We start from the raw sequence: 20,682 nt of genomic DNA on the forward strand, positions 1-20,682 counted from the left end.
TGAGCATTAATAGTCTCCATAGGGATGATGAGAATCAGTAATATTAACAATACACCAGAAATTTTATTTGCTCTTGTCATGTCTTTAAAAATATTTCTTTATTAATGAGGCCAACTACGATTTTTCCATTATGTCAATCAGCCTCGCATTAGTAGGTGGTAAAAATTCAAATACCGTATTTGGAATCTTTGGATTTAACTCCCAACTTTTAAATACAGATTCGAAACGTAAATTTTGCATACCTTTTTGAATTAAAACAAAGCGTTTTGGCAAATTCCAATTGCTATGGGAGATCCATAATTGAAACTCCATATTCTCACTGGTGGCTCTTATATAAGAACAGTCCTCTCCATCAATCACAGCACTACCCATATATTCAAGCGTGCCAAAATCCTGAAGAATATCGTCGGTAAAAGAAGGATAGAAAAAATCTGCCCCTGGAAATTGAAAATCAAATTTTGTATGCAGGCTGTCAATCATGGAAATTATATTTCCGGGAGCATCAAGTGTTACGTAATTGTTTTCATCAAAAGAGTAATAGGTAGCATAGTACCCATCATACCAAAAACCATGTTTACCCTTATCTCCCTTGGTTTGAAAAACCATTTTGTCAGGGCCTTCCATACTAACCTGGCTCACACTATAGTGTGTTTCCATTTTTTGTTGATCGTCCGGCCTGTCTGTAGCAGTTTCTAATACAAAGCTCACAGCCTCAAGTTCACCAATAATATCGGCCATCCTGTCTAAGAGATAGACTGCTGCGGAATCTATTTGCCTTGCAGCCTGGCTTTGGCCACAAAAGGGAAGTGCTAATAAAGCAAGTGTTAGTACGTATTTTTTCATAGGCCTAATATACTTATTTAAAGTTTTTCTATAAAGTGGGAACATGTTTTTTTAAAGTAATAAAGGAGTTATAAAGAAACAAATCAATTAAATGCCATTGAACTTAATTTAGTCCTCTATTTTACTTACAAAATACATTTTCATCATTCCCTTATTTTTGACTGCAATCTCACCCCTGCTCTCGCAGTCAAAGCTGTCTTTGATCAGCGCAAAAGTATTTTCGGTTACATTGATCTTTCCTAATTGCGAATTAGATTCCATACGCGAAGCCATGTTTACAGCGTCGCCCCAAATGTCGTAAGCAAATTTTTTAGTACCTACAACACCTGCCACCACTGGCCCTGTATTGATGCCAATACGGATATCAAAACGAGTCCGGTTTTCAGGGTTCAGAGTCTTTGCCCGATTAACAAACTCAATCATTTCCAGGGCGGCCAGCACCGTTTTAGTAGCGTGGTCCTTAGAAGGATAAGGAAGGCCCCCGGCACACATATATGAATCCCCGATGGTCTTTATCTTTTCCAGGCCGTACTTTTCAATGATCTCATCGAACTTTGAGAAATAATAATCCACAGCTTCCACCAGTTTTTCAGGGGCCAAATTATCCGCATAATGCGTAAATCCCTTAAAATCAGTAAACATTATTGATACCGATTCAAATTTTTTGGCTTGTACCTTGCCCCGTTGCTTTAATTCAATGGCCGTTTCTTCTGGAAGGATATTCAACAACAACTTGTCCGACCTGTTCTTTTCCTCTTCAATTAGGTTTTTAGTTTTCTTTATAAATATATTACGCCTGTAGAGTCCCATGGCCAGGAAAAAAACCAGTACTAAGACTATAATTGAAATATAAATAATGGTTTTTTGTCTTTTGTCTTTTAATAACTGTATTTCGGATTCTTTCTCCAGCAAGTCTACTTCTGATTGTTTTTGTGCAACTTCAAAATTGGTCCGTAAATCTGCCATTTGCTCCATTTCCCTAAGGTTGGTAACGCTATCCCGGTAAGCAATGTGGTTTTTGTAGTAGGTATTCGATTTTTTATAGTTTCCAACATAATCGTACAATTCTGAAAGCTTCAGATTACTCTCACTTATCTGCTCCTTAAGCCCATATCTTTGTGCCAGGTCGAGGCTTCTTTGAGCATAGCTAATTGCCCTGGACCAATCGTTCTTCCTGAGGTAGATATCAGACATATAAGTAAGGTAAACGGAAATAGGGTAGTAGTCCTGTAGCTCCTCTAATATTGTGATCGCTTCATTGATATTTACCTCTGCCCGGACATCTTCGCCCTGTTCTGCATAGACCATTCCAATGTTCCCTTTATTGTAGGCCGTACCAATTGGGTAGTTGGTATTCCTGAAGATCTTATCTGATTCTTCAAAATAGACGAGTGCAGAATCCAGCTTTCCATTAGTAAAGTAATCATCCCCGGCATTCGTAAGCGCTGTTGCAACATTCACCGAATCTTTTACCTCCCTAAAGATTTTGATGGCGCTCTGATAATACTTGACTGCATTATCGTGATTACCCATTATAGAATACACATCTGCAATAGCTAACTTTGCTAAGCCAAGGGAGCTTTTGGCCTCTTCACGGCTAGCAATATTTGCCGTTTCAAAATAAGATTTTAGTGCTTTGCTGAGATCGCCTTTAAGTCTTAAGGCAGTGCCTTTCTCCAGAAATCCGGTAATAATGTAATTTACAGAATCTAAGGCTCTGGCGGCCTCAATTAATTTGAGACTATAGATAAGCTTTTTGTCTGCATCCGCCTGATTAATTGTAATTCCATGTATTATTTCTAATTTATCATTTTCACTATAATTTCCTCCGAGATAAATGGCTTCCAGACTATCTGCAACTCCTTGATTCTGTCCAAACCCTGTGAATAATATAAAATAAAAAAAACCTATTATAAAACAGGCTTTTTTTGTAGCATATTTAATTCCTATACAAGAACATTCTGCCATTTTATAAATTATATTAGAGCTTTATTAGTTTTTTGGCTGGAGTTTAGGATCCAGTGTAAATTTTCCATTTCTTTTACCACCGTTGTTTCCCTCATAAACGGTAAATGTAATGGTATATGTTTCTTCGCCTTTAGGGGCATTTTTGATTGTGCCGATAACAGTTTCCGGATATCCTCCATCCCCATTAAGCTTAGGGCGGCCAAATAGATCAGCTCCTCCTTTATATTCTATTTTGGTGATATTAACAACATCGTTGGCATTAGAAGTAGAAAGCCCCAGCCAGGTTATTGTTTCTCCCGCATCTACACTTGTGGAATGATCACCAGGGCGTTCTTTACTTTTTCCCTGATGAAAAGAGCAGCGTTCCTCAATGTTTTCCTTTGTGATATTCGCAGTGTCAACAAAAAGTATGATATTGTGATTTTCCATGGTTAGTTACTTTTAGTTTATGGATTAATACTAATTTTTCTTCCAAAAGGATAAGAAGTTATAGGATAGTCCATTTTTATATATGGACGAACCGGCATTTATACCTTCCCAATATAAGGATTTTCTTACCGAAAGAAGTATGAATTCAACTTGAACTAAAAAATACAATTGTTTTAGATTCTGTAATTCTCAACTGTATTTACAAATACAAATGAATAAACCATACGATAACAATGATTATTATAAAGATAAAGCTCAGTGCAAAGTATTTGATGGCATTTTCTACATGTTGGAATTTCTTATCAATAATCATGCTTTCTATATAAATTTGCTGACCTAATTGGGTGTAAAATTCCTCTTCTTCACCAAATATTTCAATTAGATTTTTGGTGTATTTCTCTATGCTTCCGAATGAGTATACCGCATCTCTGAAGAAAAGCACATTTTTTTCATATTTCTTAGTAATCTGAGGTTTAAAACACTTAAAACAAAAGAAGATAGAAATCAATGAGCTGATCATCCAGAAACTAGCCAAGATAATAAATACGGCACCTTCCTGGAAAAGAGGCCTAAGCTGCTCTAACCTGTCAAAAAACACACCTATAATTAAACCATGAAAAGAAAAAATAACACCGGCTTTGAGTTCCGATGCCCGGATTAGTTTTTCTAATCGTTCTAATTGTTCCCAATAATTATTGGGGTCCTGTTTCGGTTTTAAACTTTCATTTTCTGACATTCCTTAATAGAAGTTTTTTTTATTAATCAACGATTTAAATATACAATAAATCCATTTATCGTTTTTAGTTAAAGGTAGAACGGATTAGATAATCTATTATCTTTATCCCAGGACCAACCAATTTGAGTTATGAAATTAACCATTACCAGCCAGCGCCTATATTCATTAGATGCTCTTCGGGGATTTGACATGTTCTGGATCATTGGTGCAGAAGAAATATTTCATAAAATGGCAGAAATTACAAAATCGCCATTTTGGAATACGCTATCTGTTCAGTTTAATCACCCGGCATGGCATGGTTTTGCTTTTTACGATTTGATCTTTCCTTTGTTCCTTTTTCTAGCCGGAGTTGCCACTCCATATTCTGTAGGAAAACAATTAGAAAAAGGGATAAGCAGGAAATCTTTGTTATTCCGTGTCATTAAAAGAGGCCTGATCCTGGTTCTCCTCGGAGTCATTTATAATAATGGCCTGGAGATTCGTCCAATTGAGGAAATACGTATTGGTAGTGTTTTGGGACGAATTGGATTGGCCTATATGTTTGCTAATATCATATACCTCTATACCAAACAACGTGGCCAACTTATTTGGTTCTGTGCTCTTCTTCTTGGTTACTGGTTCCTCTTAATGTTCAATTCAGCTCCCGGTTACGCCATGGGTGATCTGAGTATGGAAGGTAATTTTGTCTCCTATCTGGATACGCTCATCATGCCCGGTAAATTGTATTTGAGCATTCATGATCCGGAGGGATGGGTATCTACAATTCCTGCCATCCCAACCTGTCTGCTGGGTATTTTTGCGGGAAATTTATTAAAAAAAGCAGCTGTTGAGAAACAAAAAGAAACTGCTGTTCGGTTGGTAGTTATAGGTATTATTCTGATTATCGTAGCACAATTGTGGAATCTGGTTTTTCCAATAAATAAAAACTTATGGACAAGTTCTTTCACCTTGCAGTGTGGGGGAATAAGTATGCTATTGATGGCGGTCTTTTATTACATCATAGATATCCTGGGGCATAAAAAATGGGCGTTTTTCTTTAAAGTAATCGGTATGAACTCTATTTTGATCTATATGGCCGGCGGTTTTATAGATTGGGCTTATACCACATCCGCCTTGTTCATATGGTTGGGTCAACTGGTTGGAGACCCATATAACGCAGTGGTTATGGTTTTTTGTTATATAGCCGTTCAATGGGCGTTTTTGTATATGCTTTATAAAAAGAAGATATTTCTGCGTGTTTGAAAATGGTACTGTATACTTTAAGAAGTAAAATTATACGCTTAAATTGATCAATTAAAAAGTAAGGGTGATGGATAAAATTGATAAATCAAAAAGGGATGATGTATCTGTATCTCTAAATCAACAACCAATAAACTGGCAACAGGTACTTACTGAGATTATTTCCTGTTTCGATTGTACTACCGGGACGATTCATTTTCTGGATAAGGCTACTTCAATCTTAAAGCTGCAGGCTCAGCAGGGAATTCCGGCTTTTTTAATACCCAAAATTGCCGAGATACCCATGGGAAAGGGAATGGCCGGGATAGCAGCTGAACGTCTGGAGCCCGTGGAAATATGCAACCTGCAAACAGATGATTCCGGAGTTGCCCGTCCGGCAGCCAGGGAAACAAAAGTTGAGGGTTCAATTGCGGTGCCTATGCTATTAAATGGGACTTTGTATGGGACCTTCGGTATTGCAAAGCCTATTCCTTATGATTTTACAAAAGAAGAGATTAGCGAACTTTTAGCTATTGGGACAGAAATGAGCCGGTTTATTAACAGTTAAAGCTATTATGATTCGTTGTATAAGTTAAAGTTTAAAGCCTGAGGGAATTACCGCTCCCTTCTTAAGCACTACAATACCATCTTTGATTACATGTGTTTCGGTTTCAATGTCTTCCAGGTGCCGGCCACCGTCAATGGTAACATCATCTCCTATGCGGCAATTTTTATCAATGATGGCGTTTTTAATATAACACCGCTCCCCGATACCCATGAGTATATTAATTTTGTTATTTTCTATTTCTTCCAGGGTTTCATAGTAATCGCAGCCCATCATATAGGTGTTGATGACTGTTGAACCTGCACCAATTCTGGATCGGATGCCAATGACCGACCGTTCAATCTTTGTTGCGTGGATCAGACATCCTTCGGCAATTACGGCTTTATCCATCTGGGTGCCTGCAATCTTGGAAGTTGGCAACACTCTGGCCCTGGTATGAATAACCCGTTGTGTGTCATAGAGGTTAAACTTTGGAATGTTGTCTGTTAATCCCAGATTGGCTTCAAAGAAAGAATCGATGTTTCCAATATCTGTCCAATAGCCTTCGAATTGATAACTGATGACCTTGTGTTTTCCAATGGATTGCGGGATGATCTCTTTTCCAAAATCCATGGTATCAGGATTATTCATAAGTTCTATGAGAAGGTCCCTGTTAAATATGTAAATACCCATGGATGCCAGATAAAAACGCTCTTCCTGCTTCATTTCTTCACTCACTTCTGATTGCCAATCCGGCAACAAATCAGACGAAGGTTTTTCAATAAAGGAGGTAATATTATCTTCACTATCATTTTTTAATATCCCAAAAGAAGGCGCATCGTTGGCGTGAACAGGAATAGTTCCGATTGATATTTCTGCATTGCTTTCAATATGTTGATCTATCATAAGATTAAAATCCATTTGATATAACTGATCTCCGGATAGAATTAAGGCATACTCAAATTCGTGCTGTAAAAAATGATGCATACTCTGCCTGACAGCATCAGCCGTACCCTGAAACCAATCCCCGCTAGTCATCGTTAGTTCGGCGGCCAGAACATCCACAAAAGCTTTACTGAAGAAACTAAAATGATAGGTATTTTTAATATGCCTGTTTAAGGACGCAGAATTAAATTGTGTTAATACATACATTCTCTTAATTTCTGAATTGATGCAATTGGAAATTGGAATATCTACCAATCGATATTTACCTGCTATAGGTACAGCCGGCTTTGACCTCTTTTCGGTCAATGGAAACAGGCGTGACCCCTGGCCTCCACCTAATATGATAGCTAATACGTCTTTACTAAACATTTTTTTAGTGTATTAAGGATTTATATAATACTTCAATTTGTTGGGCTATAGCCGACCAGTCGAAAGTTTCTTCTACTCTTTTTCTGCCCTTATTGGCCATAGACTCCTGCAATTCTTTATTGTTTATTACGATGTTTATACCATTTGCAAGATCCCGGGCAAATTTGTCCGGATCTACCGGTTCAAAAGGTGCTACATTTTGCTGTTCCAAAGGCACCAGGATACCCGTTTCACCGTCCACCACCACTTCTTTTATTCCTCCTACTGCACTGGCAACAACTGCTGTTTTACATGCCATAGCTTCAATATTGATTATTCCGAAGGGTTCGTAGATTGAAGGACAACAAAAAACATCTGCATGGGAATAGAGTTGTATCACGGATTTTTTATCGAGCATTTCAGCTATCCAGATAACATTATCCCTTATTTTTTTTACTTCATTAACGCTGTCTTCCATTTCTTTGGCAATTTCAGGAGTATCCGGCGCCCCGGCACATAAAACTATCTGAGTATCCGGGTCAATATATTTTATGGCATTCACCAAATGTATGATCCCCTTCTGTTTTGTGATTCTACCCACAAAAAGTACATAGGGTTTGGACTTATCGATATTGTATTTATCTAAGGCGGCCGTTTCTTTGGTAACTATATACTCCTCAAGATTTATTCCGTTATATATTACCTTAATTTTTTCCTCATCAACATCAAAATATTTCAAGACATCATCTCTTGTTTCATTTGATACGGCAATAACGGCATCTGCCATTTCTATTGCTGTTTTTTCAATCCACAAGGATGCATCATAACCCCTTCCCAATTGTTCTCTTTTCCAGGGTCTTAATGGCTCCAATGAATGTGTGGTTACCACCAATGGAATGCCATAGAGCAGTTTTGCAGTGATACCGGCAAAGTGCGAATACCAGGTATGGCAATGCACTATATCGGCATCTATGTCATCAGCATTCATATGAACACAGGTGCTTAATGTTTTTAATACTGCTTTAAGTTTATCATTGGAATTGTTAAAAACGGGGTTGTCATAGGGATATCCTTTGACCGATAGATTATCGGTTTTTTCATCCTGATCCCCAAAACATCGCACTTCCAGTTCCATAAGTTTGGCTAATTCAGCGGCCAAATACTCCACATGTACCCCTGCACCTCCATAAACATAAGGAGGAAATTCTCTTGTATAAAAAAGTGCTTTCATATAATTTCTTTAATGCCCGGTTTCAGCTCCAATAGGCATATAATTTAATGTATTTTTTAATAGCAAACTAACCTGGATTATTTTTCATAAAGGTATTTATAAAATTCTTTTTCTTTCAATAGATAGGCATATAAAACAAGCTTAAATGGATTCACTGGAATAGATTTCTGGCATAGGCCCAGCAAGCAAGTCCGGGGCATACGAATTTCTAATGTAAAACTGTAAAATTTTTATTCTCATCTTGCAAGTAATCAAATGTTTAACCTAACTTTATCCTAACTCAGTTGGCTTTCAGTTGGCCGGATAATATTTAATTATGGGAAAAGTAGTTTTACCTTTTTTAATAGTACTTCTTCTTACAAATTGTGAAACAACGCATTCTGAATGGAAGTCTTTGATTGTAGATAATTCCCTGGAAGGCTGGCATACTTTTCAGAATGCAGAATCCACAAAAGGCTGGATTGTAGAAGATAATACCCTAATCTTCAACGGAATTTCAGACATGGAATCTGGAGAAGGAGATGCCAGTTTGTTATCGGACAAAGAATACGGAAATTTTGAAATAAAATTTGATTGGAAAATTATACCAGGGGGCAATAGCGGTTTTATGTGGGGGGTAAGCGAAGATAAAAAGTATAATTATCCCTATCAAACAGGACCGGAAATTCAAATTTTAGACCCTGCTATTTATGACGACCCTAAAATTGCGCTCGGGGGAGCTATGGAAATAAATAATGCCGAAGAGGATTTGGAAGCCCATAAACACTTTGTTGGGGCCCTATACGATTTATCGGCTCCAACAGTATTAGATGCCGCCAAACCTGCCAGTGAATGGAACTCCTATCACATCAAAATAGATTATATAGCCAATCGTGGCGAGGTTATTCTAAATAATGTTTTGGTTAATTCATTTCCGCTTCAGGGACCCGAATGGGATACAATGCTTCTAGAGAGCAAGTTTAGTAAGTCTGAGTCGGAAGAATCGGAATATTTGGGTGATGCGCGTTGGTATGATTTTGGAAAATTCTCAAAGGGTCATATTTGTTTTCAGGATCATCCGGGGGAGGTCTCCTTTAGAAATATCAAGATTAAGGAGCTGGATTGAAATCGCTGTTCAATAAACAGAATAGATATATATCTAATTATAAAAATCTTTTATTTCTAAAAGCAATCCCAGAACCTGACATTGCTCCTTCGCTGAAGCTTCGGAGCACTTACATGTTGACATCATACTAATCTTCTATTTCTAAATGCAATTCCAGAACCAGACATTGCTCCTTCGCTGAAGCTTCGGAGCAAGTTAATATTAGTATTATACAAATCTTTTATTTCTAAAAGCAATCCCGGAACCTGACTTCAAATAGCGTTCAAAGTCATACGCTTTTTGTTTATTAGAAAATTGGGATATATGAACAACTTCAAATGGCAGTTTATCTTTGGTGAAACGGACTTCTCCATTCGCATGGTTTTTTAGTCGTTTTTTTAAATTTTTTGAATAACCTGTATAGTATTGTCCATTTGCACATTTTAGTATATAAACTGCGTATGGAAGTTCCATAAAAGTTTTTTAAAGTCTGCTAAAATAATATCTGTCAATGAAAATATCCTGCAACCTACATTATACAAGGCTGCAGAGGACAAAATGCAAAATTGGATCGGCATCCTCCGCCCGCGTGCTGCTAAAGCTTTAGCAGAGGCGCAAGCCCTCCTTAAAAAAATTTATAGAAATATTCAAATAAGTATTTAATATTAAAAAGCCCTCCTTCGCTCTCGCTGTGCAAAAGTTTTGTAATGAACAATTGAATTAAGGAGTGGATCTTGATCCACCGAAGCTCTCCGGATAAAATTTATAGAAATATTTAAGTAAATACTTAATATTAAAAAGCCCTCCTTCGCTCTCGACAAATCTCGAGCTACGGAGGGCGTAGGTGGAGCCGGGGAGAATCGAACTCCCGTCCAAACAAGCAATTACAATGCTTTCTACATGCTTAGTTTTTGTTCAATTTTCGATGTGTAGCTGACCAAAAACCGCCTATTACACACTTAGCTTCTTAAGATTTTAGTGATACTAACAAAGCAATAGTACCCTTGTGTTGACTTTTATGGTGCCCCTAAATGAATCGCCGTCAACAAGGGCTATCCTGGGACATCTCGCTTCTCTACCTGGTAGAGACGAGGCTAAATCCTACTATAATTCGGATTAAGCGGCAAGAGCGTAATTATTATCGCCAACTAAAAGTTTGAAATATGAGATTTACGAGCTATATCCCAGCGCTCGACATGCTTACATCGCCATTGGTCTCGCTGTCAAAACCAGTCGGCCCCTTCAATGAGTTAGGTAAGCTATGCTTACCGTCAACGAATTGAATCACGCCATAGGCGTGATCTCATTCCCTCATCTTTTTTGTCAATGATCGTTTCCTTTAAAAAGGTTTGCGAAGTTAGCAAAAATACAACTCCTTATTCATATTCATGTTTAAGTAATTTGGCTAACGCTGCAAATCCATGTATTTTCACGCAAAATTTATACCAAATTGTAACTATGCATTTCGGAATCATCAGAGAGCGTAAAAACCCACCAGACAGGCGGGTAGTGCTATCACCGAGGGCCTGCCAAAAAGTCGTTGAGAATCATAAACAGGCTCAGATTACTGTAGAATCCTCCCCGGTTCGTGTTTTTACGGATGAGGAGTATCAATTAGCGGGTATTACAGTAGCCTATACAGTAACTGACTGTGACATATTACTGGGTGTAAAGGAAGTACCTGTAGAAGCCTTAATTCCCAATAAAAAATACTTTTTCTTTTCTCATACTATAAAAGAACAGCCGTATAACCGGAAATTATTACAGGCTGTACTTGAAAAAAATATAGAACTTTATGATCATGAGGTAATTACGAATACGAATGGCGTTCGTCTTGTGGCGTTTGGAAGGTATGCCGGAATTGTAGGTGCCTACAACGGATTTCGTGCTTATGGGTTAAAAACCAATTTATTTCAGTTACCGAAAGCAGAGGATATTGCAGACCAGCAGGCATTGATTGCAGAACTCAAAAAATTGCAATTACCACATATTAAAATTCTTCTTACCGGAAAGGGTAGGGTAGGCAACGGTGCCCGGGAAATGTTGGTAGGTATGGGCCTTAAGGAAACAACAGTAGAGGAATATCTGGAGGAGACCTTTGAGGTTCCGGTTTTTTGCCAGATTGATGTGCTGGATTACAATCTAAGAAAAGATGGGTTGGTGAAAGGTGAAACTGATTTTTTTAAAAACCCTACGGAGTATGAATCTAACTTTATGCGCTTTGCTCCTGTAACAGATCTTTATATGGCCGGGCACTTTTACGGAAATGGAGCTCCGTACCTGTTTACAAAGGAGGATGCAAAACAACCTCAATTTAAGATTAAAGTAGTAGCTGATATCAGCTGTGATGTGAATGGTCCGGTGGCTTCGACCATAAGGTCTTCTAGCATAGCAGAACCATTATATGGCTATGACCCACAGACTGAAAGTGAAGTGGATTATAGGCTAACTGAAGCCATAGCGGTAATGGCAGTTGATAACCTTCCTGCAGAATTGCCCAGAGATTCCAGTGAAGGATTTGGACAGGCTTTTGTAGACAGGGTCATTCCCGCATTTTTTAATGAGGATGCAGACGGGATTTTAGAAAGGGCTTTAATGACTAAAAACGGGAAACTTACCCCGCGTTATAGCTATTTACAGGATTATGTTGACGGGAAGGAATAGTTCTTATTCTACCTTGATTTCCCACATAATCACGGGTTGCTCTTTCGGTGCTGTATAGGAACCTAATGCTTTAAGAGCTAGCGTAATTGACTCCTTTTTTTCCAGGGTTTTGATCTGAAGTGTAACAACTTCTCCCGCAGGGATCTCAAAAACAGGCGGTTTGCTGTAAAGTGTGTAGGCCATTTGATTTTCAAACATCAGGTCACTACTTGAAATGTTTTCAAGTTCAACTTTCAACACCTGAGTTTCGGGAATATAGGTGACTTCATTAATTTTTATACTTGCTTTTATTAATGGGATAAGAAATTCAGCTTTACCAACTAATAACGAGTTATAAACAGCCACAGTACGTCCTGCAAACAAAGCTTCCCGCATGCTTTCAAGGCTTTTGTCTTTGGCAAAGACCAAAGTTATAGGTCTGTGCATACCTTTTTCAATGTAATCCCAATCAATTAATCCATGAATATCGCTTGTGCCCATAATGGTCAGGTTGTACTTTAATGCCAGTGCCAAAGATTCCTGGGCATAATCCAGAGAATTAATGACTTCAATACCATGTAACTCTCCATTGTTAATTCGTTCTTCCTGGAAATCACTTAAAACAGGATTTCCGCTGGGACTTTGAGCATACCAGGCCGGATGGTTCCAGAACACAAAAGCATTTTGTTTTTTGGCTTCCTGAAAAGGAATTGCAGGATCATCTGCCATAAGTTTATTGGCATCTGAAATAAAAACGGCATTACTGTGTCCTACAGGTTCTGAACGGGTAATCTCTGAACCATGAACAATAACAAGACCATGTTCCTTCGCTTCTTCCAGGGCCAAAAGGTAAGATCTATTTCGGTCCGGATGAGGGATATCGTCTATATGTGGCTGGTATTCCAAATGTTCGGTCAGCGAAATGGCATCTAAATTTTCCCTAAGTGCTTCCTGTACCCGGATAGTGGGCCAAACATTACCATCTGAAAAAACAGTGTGCTGGTGCAAGTCGGTTTTAAGGGTAAGGTATCCCTCAATATTGGGATAGGTCAAAGCCAATTGACCGTTATGGGAATGAGATTGAGAATTTATTATTTGTAAGGTGGAAAATATTGCAAGTATTAAGAGTATTCTTTTCATCCGGCGTTTGTTATAATGATCTTCTTTAGTTATTGAGTTCTTCTACAATTTTAAAATTTAAAATGGGTTTTTCACCTATAAACACTGTTAACATATCCTGATTTTTATGTAAATTTTTATAGAGTCGTATTTTAGATTTATACAATTTATCTTTCCCTTTTTTAAAGCCCAGTCTATAGAAAATTCCACGACCATTTACTAAGTAGTACATTTCGTGTCCTTGAGGCAACTTATCAAAATAAATGTAGTTGGCCTCCTTAGTTGTAATGCTTAATATACCTTTGGTTTTTGAAGACAATTCCATTCCCTTATCAAAAAAGTCTGGCAAATATATAGGTGCACTAAAAAATTCTTGAATACTCACCGGATTATCCAATAACTGCCATTCCTCATTAGTTGGGAAATGATGCTTTACGAATTCGTCAGGTTTTGTAAAAAAATAATGGTCCAATTGTTTTCTTATAAATTTATTGCTTATCAAATCTAAATGACCGGAAGCCCAGGTGGGATCCATAAGTTTCCACACGCCATTTAATTGAATCGCATTCCAGGTATGATTTTTAAAAGTCTGATCTCCCTTTATAAATCGTATATCCGTCTTGGCAACACCCACAATTACTTTAGAGGGCAGGCCAAATTGCTGGCAGAGCTCATTAAGAATCAGCGAATACTCTAAGCAAACTCCTTTGCGGGCTCTAAATGCCTTTTCACTCCAGCCCAAAACCACTCTCCTTATCTGGTTTTGTTTCCCATATTCTGATTGGTAAGAGATTATTTGCCCGGTCTTAAATATGTCATCAAATGTTTTTTCATATACCATATTTTGGATAAGCCAAACAAAAGCTGCACGTACCCTATCTTCGTCCGTACTAAAATCATTTTGAATTCGGTATCCCAGGTCATGGATTTTTTTAAAATTTGGATAAGCCTTTACTTTCTGATCCACCCTTGCATACTCATTTGAAAAGGCAAGAGAAGAAACCAGAAATAAAAGAGAAAATAATACCTTAGACATTTCAACTTTTTCCTTAAAGATATGAATCCTGCGGAAAATTACATACTAAGTCAGCCAGAACCCTTTAGAAGTATGCTGTTGTATTTACAATCTGTTATTGTGCAAACAGTACCTGAATTGGATTTGAAGTTTAAATACGGAATCCCTTTTTACTATCTCGAAGGAAGGCCTTATTGCTATTTGAACCAAAGTAAAAACTACGTAGACCTCGGATTTTGGAATGCCGCTCATCTCACAGTTCATTTAGAACATATGACCACAGCCGGCCGTAAAATAATGCGGTCACTCAGGTATATTTCCCTCGAAGAAATTGATCATACAATATTGGTAGAAGTATTAACAGATGCCTATAGCGTAAAGGATGAAAAGTTTTGGAATAAATAGATTATTCTTCTATCCAACCTTTCTCTTTGTATAAATTAATATATTGATTGCTTAGTGAATCACTATCCTTGTACTTTAATCTGACTTCCTTAAGTTTTTGCTTCATTTTACGGACTACCTTGGAATATTTCGGGTCCTGATACACATTATTCACTTCAAACCTGTCATTCTTGCGATCATATAATTCCCATTCATCCACATCATAGTAAAAATGAATCAGTTTATAGTCTTTGGTAGCGATGCCATAATGCCTTTTTACCGCATGTTCTGCAGGGTATTCGTAGTAATGGTAGTATACTGCTTCACGCGTCCATTTCTCTTTTTCGCCCTTGAACAAGGGCACTAAACTTTCTCCTTGCATGTCCGGGGGGGGTAAAGCGCCCGCCACCTGCAAAAATGTCTGGGCAAAGTCTAGATTCTGTACCATTTCGTCTTCTGTAGTTCCTGCATTTATAACATGTGGCCACTTAATTAATAATGGGGTTTTAAAAGATTCCTCATACATAAAGCGCTTATCAAACCAACCGTGTTCTCCTAAATAAAACCCCTGATCTGAAGTATATACAACCAGGGTATTTTCACTAAGGCCTTCCTTATCTAGATAATCCAGCAGCCTCCCCACATTTTCGTCCACTGCGGCAATAGTTCCCAGATAATCCTGTAGGTATCGCTGGTATTTCCATACCATAAGGGTAGAATCATTCATTGATGGGTATCGTTTTCTAAAATCTTCATTTATTGGTGAGTAAACTGAATCCCATGCTAACTTTTGTTCAGGTGTCATTTTTTCGAGGGGATCAAAAAGTTTTCTATCCTTAATGCCCAATTCTTCTATGATTTCGGGGGTTACTTTATTATCATAGTTAAGAACCATGTGTTTATGGATATTCATTTCTGCATTCCGGGCCGCTTCACCTCTTGTGGCATAGTCATCAAAAAGCGTTTCGGGTAAAGGAAAAGTTTTTTTGGTAAATTCCTTGTAATGCCTTTCCGCAGGAAGCCAGGATCTATGAGGGGCCTTGTGAAGGTGCATTAAAAGAAAAGGTCGTGCAGTATCTCGTCGCTTTTCTAACCAGTCTATGGTCAAGTCTGTAATGATGTCTGTTACATAGCCCACAATTGTCGTATCTCCCTGTTTGGTGTTGAATGTAGGATTATAGTAATCTCCCTGGCCCGGTAGAATTTTAAATTCATCAAAACCTTTAGGATTATTGCCAAAATGAAGTTTTCCAAACATAGCAGTTTGGTAGCCAGCGTTTTGTAAAAGTTGAGGAAAAGTGATATTGGTAGTGTCAAAAGGGGAGAGGTTATCAATTTTTCCATTTATATGGCTGTGTTTTCCGGTCAGGATTACAGCTCTGGAGGGTGCGCAAATAGAATTAGTGACACTTGCGTTGGTAAATAGCATGCCCTCATTGGCAATCCTGTCAATGTTAGGGGTTTGAATTAATTTATCGCTGTACGCACTGATAGCCTGATAAGCGTGATCATCGGACATGATAAAGACAATATTTGGCCTTTTTGCTGACTTCTTTTCTTTGGTTTCGGACTTACATGAAATAAAAATGATCAAAGTGCTGCCCAAAATTAGCGATAAACACCAGGTTCTTTTCATAAGTATTTACAGGAATTAATCAATTCCAATGTACTGATTTTTAGGTAATATATCCGAATTACTGAAGACTATTGACTGTTTTACGAAGAGCCGTTAAATTGGTTAGAAGTTTTTCCAGTTGATCTAAATGTAACATATTGGCCCCATCGCTTTTGGCATTGGAAGGATCAAAATGGGTTTCGATAAAGATTCCATCAACCCCTGTAGCTATTCCTGCACGAGCTATTGTACTTATTAATTCGGGTCTTCCTCCGGTAACTCCTGAAGACTGATTGGGTTGCTGTAAAGAATGTGTAACATCTAATACCACAGGGGCGTATTGTTTCATGACGGGTATTCCCCTAAAATCAACCACCATATCCTGGTAGCCAAACATAGTGCCTCGGTCTGTAATCATAACCTGGTCATTATTGGAGTCAATTATTTTATTTACAGCGTGCTTCATGCTTTCCGGGCTCATGAATTGCCCCTTTTTAAGGTTAACCGTTTTTCCGGTCTTTGCTGCGGCTACCAGCAAATCGGTTTGACGTACAAGGAAGGCAGGAATTTGAAGGACGTCTACATATTCAGCGGCAAGTTCAGCATCGGATATCTCATGTATGTCGGTAACGGTGGGTACATGAAAGGTTTCAGAAACTTTTTTCAATATTTTTAGCGCTTTCTCGTCTCCAATACCCGTAAAAGAATCAACCCGGCTGCGATTTGCTTTCTTAAAACTCCCTTTAAAAATGTAGGGAATCTCCAATTTATCTGTGATTTCCACAATTCTTTCTGCGATGCGCAATGCCATTTCCTCACCTTCTATGGCACACGGTCCGGCGAGCAAGAAAAAATTGTTGCTATTGGTATATTTTAGTTTGGGTATGGAGTCAAGTTTCATATACAAAAGTTAGATTACAAAGATAATTGTTTTTTAAAGCTATTAGCTGTGCCGCTAATCCCTCAAAATCAATACAATAAAAATAACAGAACTTTATAACAGTAAGCAAAAAATAGGAGTATCTTTGCAGCCTGAAAACAAGAAGATGTCCAATACGAAAAACATTGCCATAATTGCCCACGTTGACCACGGTAAAACAACCCTGGTAGATAAGATATTACATTATTGCCAGTTATTCCGGGAAAATGAGAAAACCGGAGATCTTATTTTGGATAATAATGACCTGGAGCGTGAAAGAGGTATTACTATTACTTCAAAGAACGTATCCGTATTATATAAAGATACCAAGATCAATATTATTGATACTCCTGGCCACGCCGATTTTGGTGGTGAGGTAGAACGTGTATTAAATATGGCTGATGGGGTTTTGCTTCTGGTGGATGCCTTTGAAGGCCCAATGCCGCAAACCCGATTTGTATTGCAAAAAGCAATCGACATGGGTTTAAAACCCTGTGTAGTAATCAATAAAGTAGATAAGGAAAATTGTACCCCGGAAGAAGTGCATGAAAAGGTCTTTGATCTTATGTATGAACTTGGTGCGGAGGAATGGCAGTTAGACTTTCCAACAGTCTATGGTTCAGCCAAAAACAACTGGATGAGTGATGACTGGCAGAACGAAACAACAACTATAGAGCCTTTATTGGAAATGGTTGTTGAGCACATCCCAACTTTTGAACCTCAGGAGGGTAACACACAAATGTTGATTACGTCTTTAGATTACTCTTCATTTACTGGTAGAATTGCCATTGGACGCTTACAGCGAGGTTCTTTAAAGGAAGGACAGCAAATCTCTTTGGTAAAACGAGATGGTAGTATCGTAAAGTCTAAGGTAAAAGAACTATTTACTTTTGAAGGTCTGGGCCGTATAAAAGTGAAGGAAGTAGTCACAGGCGATATTTGTGCTATAGTAGGACTTGAAGGTTTTGATATTGGAGATACCATTGCCGATCTTGAAAACCCGGAAGGACTTAAGACTATTGCTATAGATGAACCAACTATGAGTATGTTATTCACTATTAACGATAGCCCTTTTTTTGGTAAGGACGGCAAATTTGTTACTTCAAGGCATATAAAGGAAAGGTTAGAGAAAGAACTGGAAAAGAACCTGGCACTGCGTGTGGAAGAGACCGATAGCGCAGAAAAATTCATGGTTTTTGGAAGGGGTGTTTTGCACTTATCTGTGCTTATAGAAACTATGCGAAGAGAGGGATATGAACTACAGATAGGTCAGCCTCAGGTTATTATCCGTACCATAGACGGAGTAAAGTGTGAACCGATAGAACAACTGACCATAGATTTACCAGAAGAAGTATCCGGGAAAGCTGTAGAAATGGTCTCTATCCGCAAGGGTGAAATGACCAGTATGGAGGCTAAGGGAGACAGAATGGTATGTGAATTCCTTATCCCTTCACGTGGTATTATCGGATTGCGAAATCAACTTTTAACTGCAACAGCCGGTGAGGCAATTATGGCCCATCGTTTTCTGGAATACCAGCCAATGAAAGGAGATGTCCCACAAAGGCAAAATGGTTCATTGGTTTCTATGGAAAATGGAAAGGCAATTCCTTATTCAATTGATAAATTACAGGAAAGAGGAAGATTTTTTGTAGATCCGGGTGAGGATATTTATGAAGGCCAGGTTATTGGTGAAAATACCAGAGGTGATGATATGACAATAAATATTACTAAAACCAAGAAGCTTTCTAATGTACGTTCTTCAGGAGCAGATGACAAGGCAAAAATAGTACCGGCCATCAAATTTTCTCTGGAGGAAGCCCTTGAGTATATTCAAAAAGATGAATATGTGGAGGTTACACCAAAACATATACGCCTTCGTAAAGTCTTTCTAAAAGAAGTAGACCGAAAAAGGAATAAGATTTCTTAAATTATTGGTAATTATTCGGACCTAATCTCTTGGTGCCTCGTGCAACGCCGCAGCTGCTGCGCCGACTATTCCGGCCTGGTTTCTTAGTTCCGCCGGTATTACAGGGGTTTCAATGGTGATATAATCTTTGTATTCATCAAAATTTTTGGAAGTCCCACCTCCCAGAATAATATAGTCGGGGGAAATTAGAAGTTCCACATATTTCAAAAATATATTAAACCTCTTGCCCCATTGTTTATAGCTCAGGCCTTCATTTTCCTTTGCAGATGCTGCTGCCCAGGTTTCAATTTTTTTGTGTTTCTTATAAGGTATCTGGCCAAGTTCAAAGTTGGGAATTAATTCACCATTAAAAAATGCACCGCTGCCTAAACCAGTACCAATGGTAATCATTACAACAAGGCCTTCCTTGCCTTGGCCTATCCCGTAATTCATGGTGGCATAGCCAGCCGCATCTGCATCATTGATAACCGTTACCGGAAGTCCTGTGGCATTGCTGAAAAGTTCTCTTACATTTACATTTACCCAGGATTTATGTAAATTTCCTTTGGATTTACATATCCCATGCCTGATAATTGTTGGAAATCCACATCCTACCGGTCCTTTATGATTAAAGTGTTCTACAATTTTTTTAACCACCTCAGCCATTTCTTGTGGTTTTCTGGATTCAGGAGTAGGAATTCTGAAACGTTCGGTCAACATTTCACCTGTTAAGGAATTTACTAATGCACCTTTCATTCCGGAGCCACCAATATCAATGCCCAATACTACCATTTGTGATTTTAAATTACTATATAGGTTTGTAAAATTGGAGCTAAAAGTAACGAAAAACTTTTAGGGGTTTACTGGATTTTTATATTAGATATCCTTTCTTATTAAGAAAATCAAAAATAAGTTTGTCTACTTCAGCTACCATATTTTTATCGCTGTAACTGAGCCATACCATTTCAGAAATTTCAAAATCGGGGCACAACTCGCCTGTATACCCGCCCGTATAGCAGCTCATTCGGACCATGACGCCGGGTTGAACCCCATGAGCGCGGGCCTCAAAAATTCCCATAAATTTCAATGAAGAAATGTCTAAAGTTACCTGTAGTTCCTCCTTTATTTCTCTGGAAAGTGCTTGTGTATCAGATTCTCCGGGCTCTCTTTTCCCCCCGGGGATATAATAGACATCCTTACCTGAACTCCTAGTGCATAAGATTCGGTTGTCTGCCATATGAATCCATGCAAGTACATCCAGGACCTCCTGCGATGGCTCAATATAATAATCTATGGAGTTAAGGGAATGGTTTGGGTCCAGGGTGTCCAGTATTTTATCAATTGCAAGCCCAAAACGGGTTAGTGTACCTAGTCTTTTGTTCCTGCCGAGGGCACTGGAGATTGTCTCATCCCTATTACCAAATTTGTAACCTCCTCTTTTTACCCAAAGAGCATTCAGTAAATACTGCATCAATACATTGCCCAACTGGTCTATAGATACGGCAATCTTTAATAGATATTCTCCTATACCTCTAAAACCTTTTGTGAATAAGGAATATAGAATGCCGTATAAAAAGCCTAGAGGACCGGTAAGAATAAGTAAAATTAAGGACACTATAAAAAGGAGTATCCCAACAAAGGGGCTGGATTTTTTATTGGGCAGATTTTCCTGTTTTTTAAGAATCACATCGACATAAGTTGCTCAACCACGAAGTTAATGGATATTTGGAAAACA

General features: G+C 38.3%; 19 protein-coding genes and 1 other RNA gene. 6 read left to right on the forward strand and 14 right to left on the reverse strand.

The window, feature by feature from the left end; translation table 11 throughout:
• Positions 1 to 114 precede the first annotated feature (114 nt).
• The 4 genes from WBM60_RS08875 to WBM60_RS08890 form a co-directional block, all read right to left on the reverse strand.
• Positions 115 to 843 carry a DUF2092 domain-containing protein gene (locus WBM60_RS08875; protein WP_424277958.1) on the reverse strand — a complete coding sequence of 243 codons (729 nt, stop codon included), beginning with the start codon at positions 841 to 843 and terminating at the stop codon, positions 115 to 117.
• A 108-nt stretch (positions 844 to 951) separates the two neighbouring features.
• Positions 952 to 2,811 (reverse strand): adenylate/guanylate cyclase domain-containing protein, encoded by a 1,860-nt coding sequence (locus WBM60_RS08880; RefSeq protein WP_424277374.1) that lies wholly within the window; start codon positions 2,809 to 2,811, stop codon positions 952 to 954.
• Positions 2,812 to 2,835: 24 nt separating this feature from the next.
• Positions 2,836 to 3,240: a hypothetical protein gene (locus WBM60_RS08885; protein WP_424277373.1), complete on the reverse strand. Its 405-nt coding sequence runs from the start codon at positions 3,238 to 3,240 to the stop codon at positions 2,836 to 2,838.
• A gap of 199 nt (positions 3,241 to 3,439) precedes the next feature.
• Positions 3,440 to 3,976: a Pycsar system effector family protein gene (locus WBM60_RS08890; RefSeq protein ID WP_424260548.1), complete on the reverse strand. Its 537-nt coding sequence runs from the start codon at positions 3,974 to 3,976 to the stop codon at positions 3,440 to 3,442.
• Positions 3,977 to 4,105: 129 nt separating this feature from the next.
• Between WBM60_RS08890 and WBM60_RS08895 the strand changes: the two genes are divergently transcribed.
• Together WBM60_RS08895 and WBM60_RS08900 are read left to right on the forward strand one after the other, a co-directional pair.
• Positions 4,106 to 5,218 carry an acyltransferase family protein gene (locus WBM60_RS08895; protein WP_424260546.1) on the forward strand — a complete coding sequence of 371 codons (1,113 nt, stop codon included), beginning with the start codon at positions 4,106 to 4,108 and terminating at the stop codon, positions 5,216 to 5,218.
• A gap of 67 nt (positions 5,219 to 5,285) precedes the next feature.
• Positions 5,286 to 5,762, forward strand: coding sequence for a GAF domain-containing protein (locus WBM60_RS08900; protein WP_424277371.1), 477 nt, complete (start codon positions 5,286 to 5,288; stop codon positions 5,760 to 5,762).
• Positions 5,763 to 5,786: 24 nt separating this feature from the next.
• On the opposite strand, the gene WBM60_RS08905 is transcribed toward WBM60_RS08900, so the two are convergent.
• Positions 5,787 to 7,052 carry a glucose-1-phosphate adenylyltransferase gene (locus WBM60_RS08905; RefSeq protein ID WP_424260542.1) on the reverse strand — a complete coding sequence of 422 codons (1,266 nt, stop codon included), beginning with the start codon at positions 7,050 to 7,052 and terminating at the stop codon, positions 5,787 to 5,789.
• Positions 7,053 to 7,056: 4 nt separating this feature from the next.
• Positions 7,057 to 8,262, reverse strand: a complete 1,206-nt coding sequence (glgA, locus tag WBM60_RS08910; protein ID WP_424260540.1) for a glycogen synthase — start codon at positions 8,260 to 8,262, stop codon at positions 7,057 to 7,059.
• A gap of 316 nt (positions 8,263 to 8,578) precedes the next feature.
• Here glgA and WBM60_RS08915 point away from each other — a divergent pair, with 316 nt between their 5' ends.
• Positions 8,579 to 9,367: a 3-keto-disaccharide hydrolase gene (locus WBM60_RS08915; RefSeq protein WP_424260538.1), complete on the forward strand. Its 789-nt coding sequence runs from the start codon at positions 8,579 to 8,581 to the stop codon at positions 9,365 to 9,367.
• Between the two features lie 207 nt (positions 9,368 to 9,574).
• On the opposite strand, the gene WBM60_RS08920 is transcribed toward WBM60_RS08915, so the two are convergent.
• Both WBM60_RS08920 and ssrA read right to left on the reverse strand, forming a co-directional pair.
• Positions 9,575 to 9,820 carry a GIY-YIG nuclease family protein gene (locus WBM60_RS08920; RefSeq protein ID WP_424278179.1) on the reverse strand — a complete coding sequence of 82 codons (246 nt, stop codon included), beginning with the start codon at positions 9,818 to 9,820 and terminating at the stop codon, positions 9,575 to 9,577.
• A 368-nt stretch (positions 9,821 to 10,188) separates the two neighbouring features.
• Positions 10,189 to 10,587: a transfer-messenger RNA gene (ssrA, locus tag WBM60_RS08925) on the reverse strand.
• Positions 10,588 to 10,804: 217 nt separating this feature from the next.
• Between ssrA and WBM60_RS08930 the strand changes: the two genes are divergently transcribed.
• Positions 10,805 to 12,010: an NAD(P)-dependent oxidoreductase gene (locus WBM60_RS08930; RefSeq protein WP_424260534.1), complete on the forward strand. Its 1,206-nt coding sequence runs from the start codon at positions 10,805 to 10,807 to the stop codon at positions 12,008 to 12,010.
• A gap of 3 nt (positions 12,011 to 12,013) precedes the next feature.
• Here the strand turns inward: WBM60_RS08930 and WBM60_RS08935 are convergent, their stop codons facing one another.
• Together WBM60_RS08935 and WBM60_RS08940 are read right to left on the reverse strand one after the other, a co-directional pair.
• Positions 12,014 to 13,129, reverse strand: coding sequence for an Sb-PDE family phosphodiesterase (locus WBM60_RS08935; RefSeq protein WP_424260532.1), 1,116 nt, complete (start codon positions 13,127 to 13,129; stop codon positions 12,014 to 12,016).
• 25 nt (positions 13,130 to 13,154) lie between these two features.
• Positions 13,155 to 14,144: a transglutaminase domain-containing protein gene (locus WBM60_RS08940; protein ID WP_424260530.1), complete on the reverse strand. Its 990-nt coding sequence runs from the start codon at positions 14,142 to 14,144 to the stop codon at positions 13,155 to 13,157.
• Positions 14,145 to 14,165: 21 nt separating this feature from the next.
• On the opposite strand from WBM60_RS08940, the gene WBM60_RS08945 reads away from it, so the two are divergent.
• On the forward strand, positions 14,166 to 14,528 hold the full coding sequence (locus WBM60_RS08945) for a DUF1801 domain-containing protein (protein WP_424260528.1): 363 nt from the start codon (positions 14,166 to 14,168) through the stop codon (positions 14,526 to 14,528).
• Position 14,529: 1 nt separating this feature from the next.
• Here WBM60_RS08945 and WBM60_RS08950 read toward each other — a convergent pair whose 3' ends face one another.
• Entirely contained in the window at positions 14,530 to 16,143 is a 1,614-nt protein-coding gene (locus WBM60_RS08950) for a sulfatase family protein (RefSeq protein WP_424260526.1), read from the reverse strand.
• Between the two features lie 58 nt (positions 16,144 to 16,201).
• The gene (gene kdsA / locus WBM60_RS08955; RefSeq protein WP_424260524.1) at positions 16,202 to 17,023 is read right to left on the reverse strand and encodes a 3-deoxy-8-phosphooctulonate synthase; all 822 of its coding nucleotides are present in this window, start codon (positions 17,021 to 17,023) and stop codon (positions 16,202 to 16,204) included.
• A 145-nt stretch (positions 17,024 to 17,168) separates the two neighbouring features.
• Between kdsA and typA the strand changes: the two genes are divergently transcribed.
• On the forward strand, positions 17,169 to 18,968 hold the full coding sequence (gene typA, locus WBM60_RS08960) for a translational GTPase TypA (RefSeq protein WP_424260522.1): 1,800 nt from the start codon (positions 17,169 to 17,171) through the stop codon (positions 18,966 to 18,968).
• Between the two features lie 21 nt (positions 18,969 to 18,989).
• Here the strand turns inward: typA and ppgK are convergent, their stop codons facing one another.
• Positions 18,990 to 19,739 carry a polyphosphate--glucose phosphotransferase gene (ppgK, locus tag WBM60_RS08965; RefSeq protein WP_424260520.1) on the reverse strand — a complete coding sequence of 250 codons (750 nt, stop codon included), beginning with the start codon at positions 19,737 to 19,739 and terminating at the stop codon, positions 18,990 to 18,992.
• Positions 19,740 to 19,818: 79 nt separating this feature from the next.
• Positions 19,819 to 20,634 carry an NUDIX hydrolase gene (locus WBM60_RS08970; RefSeq protein ID WP_424282988.1) on the reverse strand — a complete coding sequence of 272 codons (816 nt, stop codon included), beginning with the start codon at positions 20,632 to 20,634 and terminating at the stop codon, positions 19,819 to 19,821.
• Positions 20,635 to 20,682 lie beyond the last annotated feature (48 nt).

The sequence above is a fragment of the Eudoraea sp. genome (assembly GCF_049669105.1).
In the GTDB taxonomy this organism is placed as follows: domain Bacteria; phylum Bacteroidota; class Bacteroidia; order Flavobacteriales; family Flavobacteriaceae; genus Eudoraea.

What these genes read in the sequence shown, in the direction of transcription:
- WBM60_RS08875 (WP_424277958.1), bottom strand. Translation starts at nt 843, where the DNA reads ATGAAAAAATACGTACTAACACTTGCTTTATTAGCACTTCCCTTTTGT.
- WBM60_RS08880 (WP_424277374.1), bottom strand. Translation starts at nt 2,811, where the DNA reads ATGGCAGAATGTTCTTGTATAGGAATTAAATATGCTACAAAAAAAGCC.
- WBM60_RS08885 (WP_424277373.1), bottom strand. Translation starts at nt 3,240, where the DNA reads ATGGAAAATCACAATATCATACTTTTTGTTGACACTGCGAATATCACA.
- WBM60_RS08890 (WP_424260548.1), bottom strand. Translation starts at nt 3,976, where the DNA reads ATGTCAGAAAATGAAAGTTTAAAACCGAAACAGGACCCCAATAATTAT.
- WBM60_RS08895 (WP_424260546.1), top strand. Translation starts at nt 4,106, where the DNA reads ATGAAATTAACCATTACCAGCCAGCGCCTATATTCATTAGATGCTCTT.
- WBM60_RS08900 (WP_424277371.1), top strand. Translation starts at nt 5,286, where the DNA reads ATGGATAAAATTGATAAATCAAAAAGGGATGATGTATCTGTATCTCTA.
- WBM60_RS08905 (WP_424260542.1), bottom strand. Translation starts at nt 7,052, where the DNA reads ATGTTTAGTAAAGACGTATTAGCTATCATATTAGGTGGAGGCCAGGGG.
- glgA (WP_424260540.1), bottom strand. Translation starts at nt 8,262, where the DNA reads ATGAAAGCACTTTTTTATACAAGAGAATTTCCTCCTTATGTTTATGGA.
- WBM60_RS08915 (WP_424260538.1), top strand. Translation starts at nt 8,579, where the DNA reads ATGGGAAAAGTAGTTTTACCTTTTTTAATAGTACTTCTTCTTACAAAT.
- WBM60_RS08920 (WP_424278179.1), bottom strand. Translation starts at nt 9,820, where the DNA reads ATGGAACTTCCATACGCAGTTTATATACTAAAATGTGCAAATGGACAA.
- WBM60_RS08930 (WP_424260534.1), top strand. Translation starts at nt 10,805, where the DNA reads ATGCATTTCGGAATCATCAGAGAGCGTAAAAACCCACCAGACAGGCGG.
- WBM60_RS08935 (WP_424260532.1), bottom strand. Translation starts at nt 13,129, where the DNA reads ATGAAAAGAATACTCTTAATACTTGCAATATTTTCCACCTTACAAATA.
- WBM60_RS08940 (WP_424260530.1), bottom strand. Translation starts at nt 14,144, where the DNA reads ATGTCTAAGGTATTATTTTCTCTTTTATTTCTGGTTTCTTCTCTTGCC.
- WBM60_RS08945 (WP_424260528.1), top strand. Translation starts at nt 14,166, where the DNA reads ATGAATCCTGCGGAAAATTACATACTAAGTCAGCCAGAACCCTTTAGA.
- WBM60_RS08950 (WP_424260526.1), bottom strand. Translation starts at nt 16,143, where the DNA reads ATGAAAAGAACCTGGTGTTTATCGCTAATTTTGGGCAGCACTTTGATC.
- kdsA (WP_424260524.1), bottom strand. Translation starts at nt 17,023, where the DNA reads ATGAAACTTGACTCCATACCCAAACTAAAATATACCAATAGCAACAAT.
- typA (WP_424260522.1), top strand. Translation starts at nt 17,169, where the DNA reads ATGTCCAATACGAAAAACATTGCCATAATTGCCCACGTTGACCACGGT.
- ppgK (WP_424260520.1), bottom strand. Translation starts at nt 19,739, where the DNA reads ATGGTAGTATTGGGCATTGATATTGGTGGCTCCGGAATGAAAGGTGCA.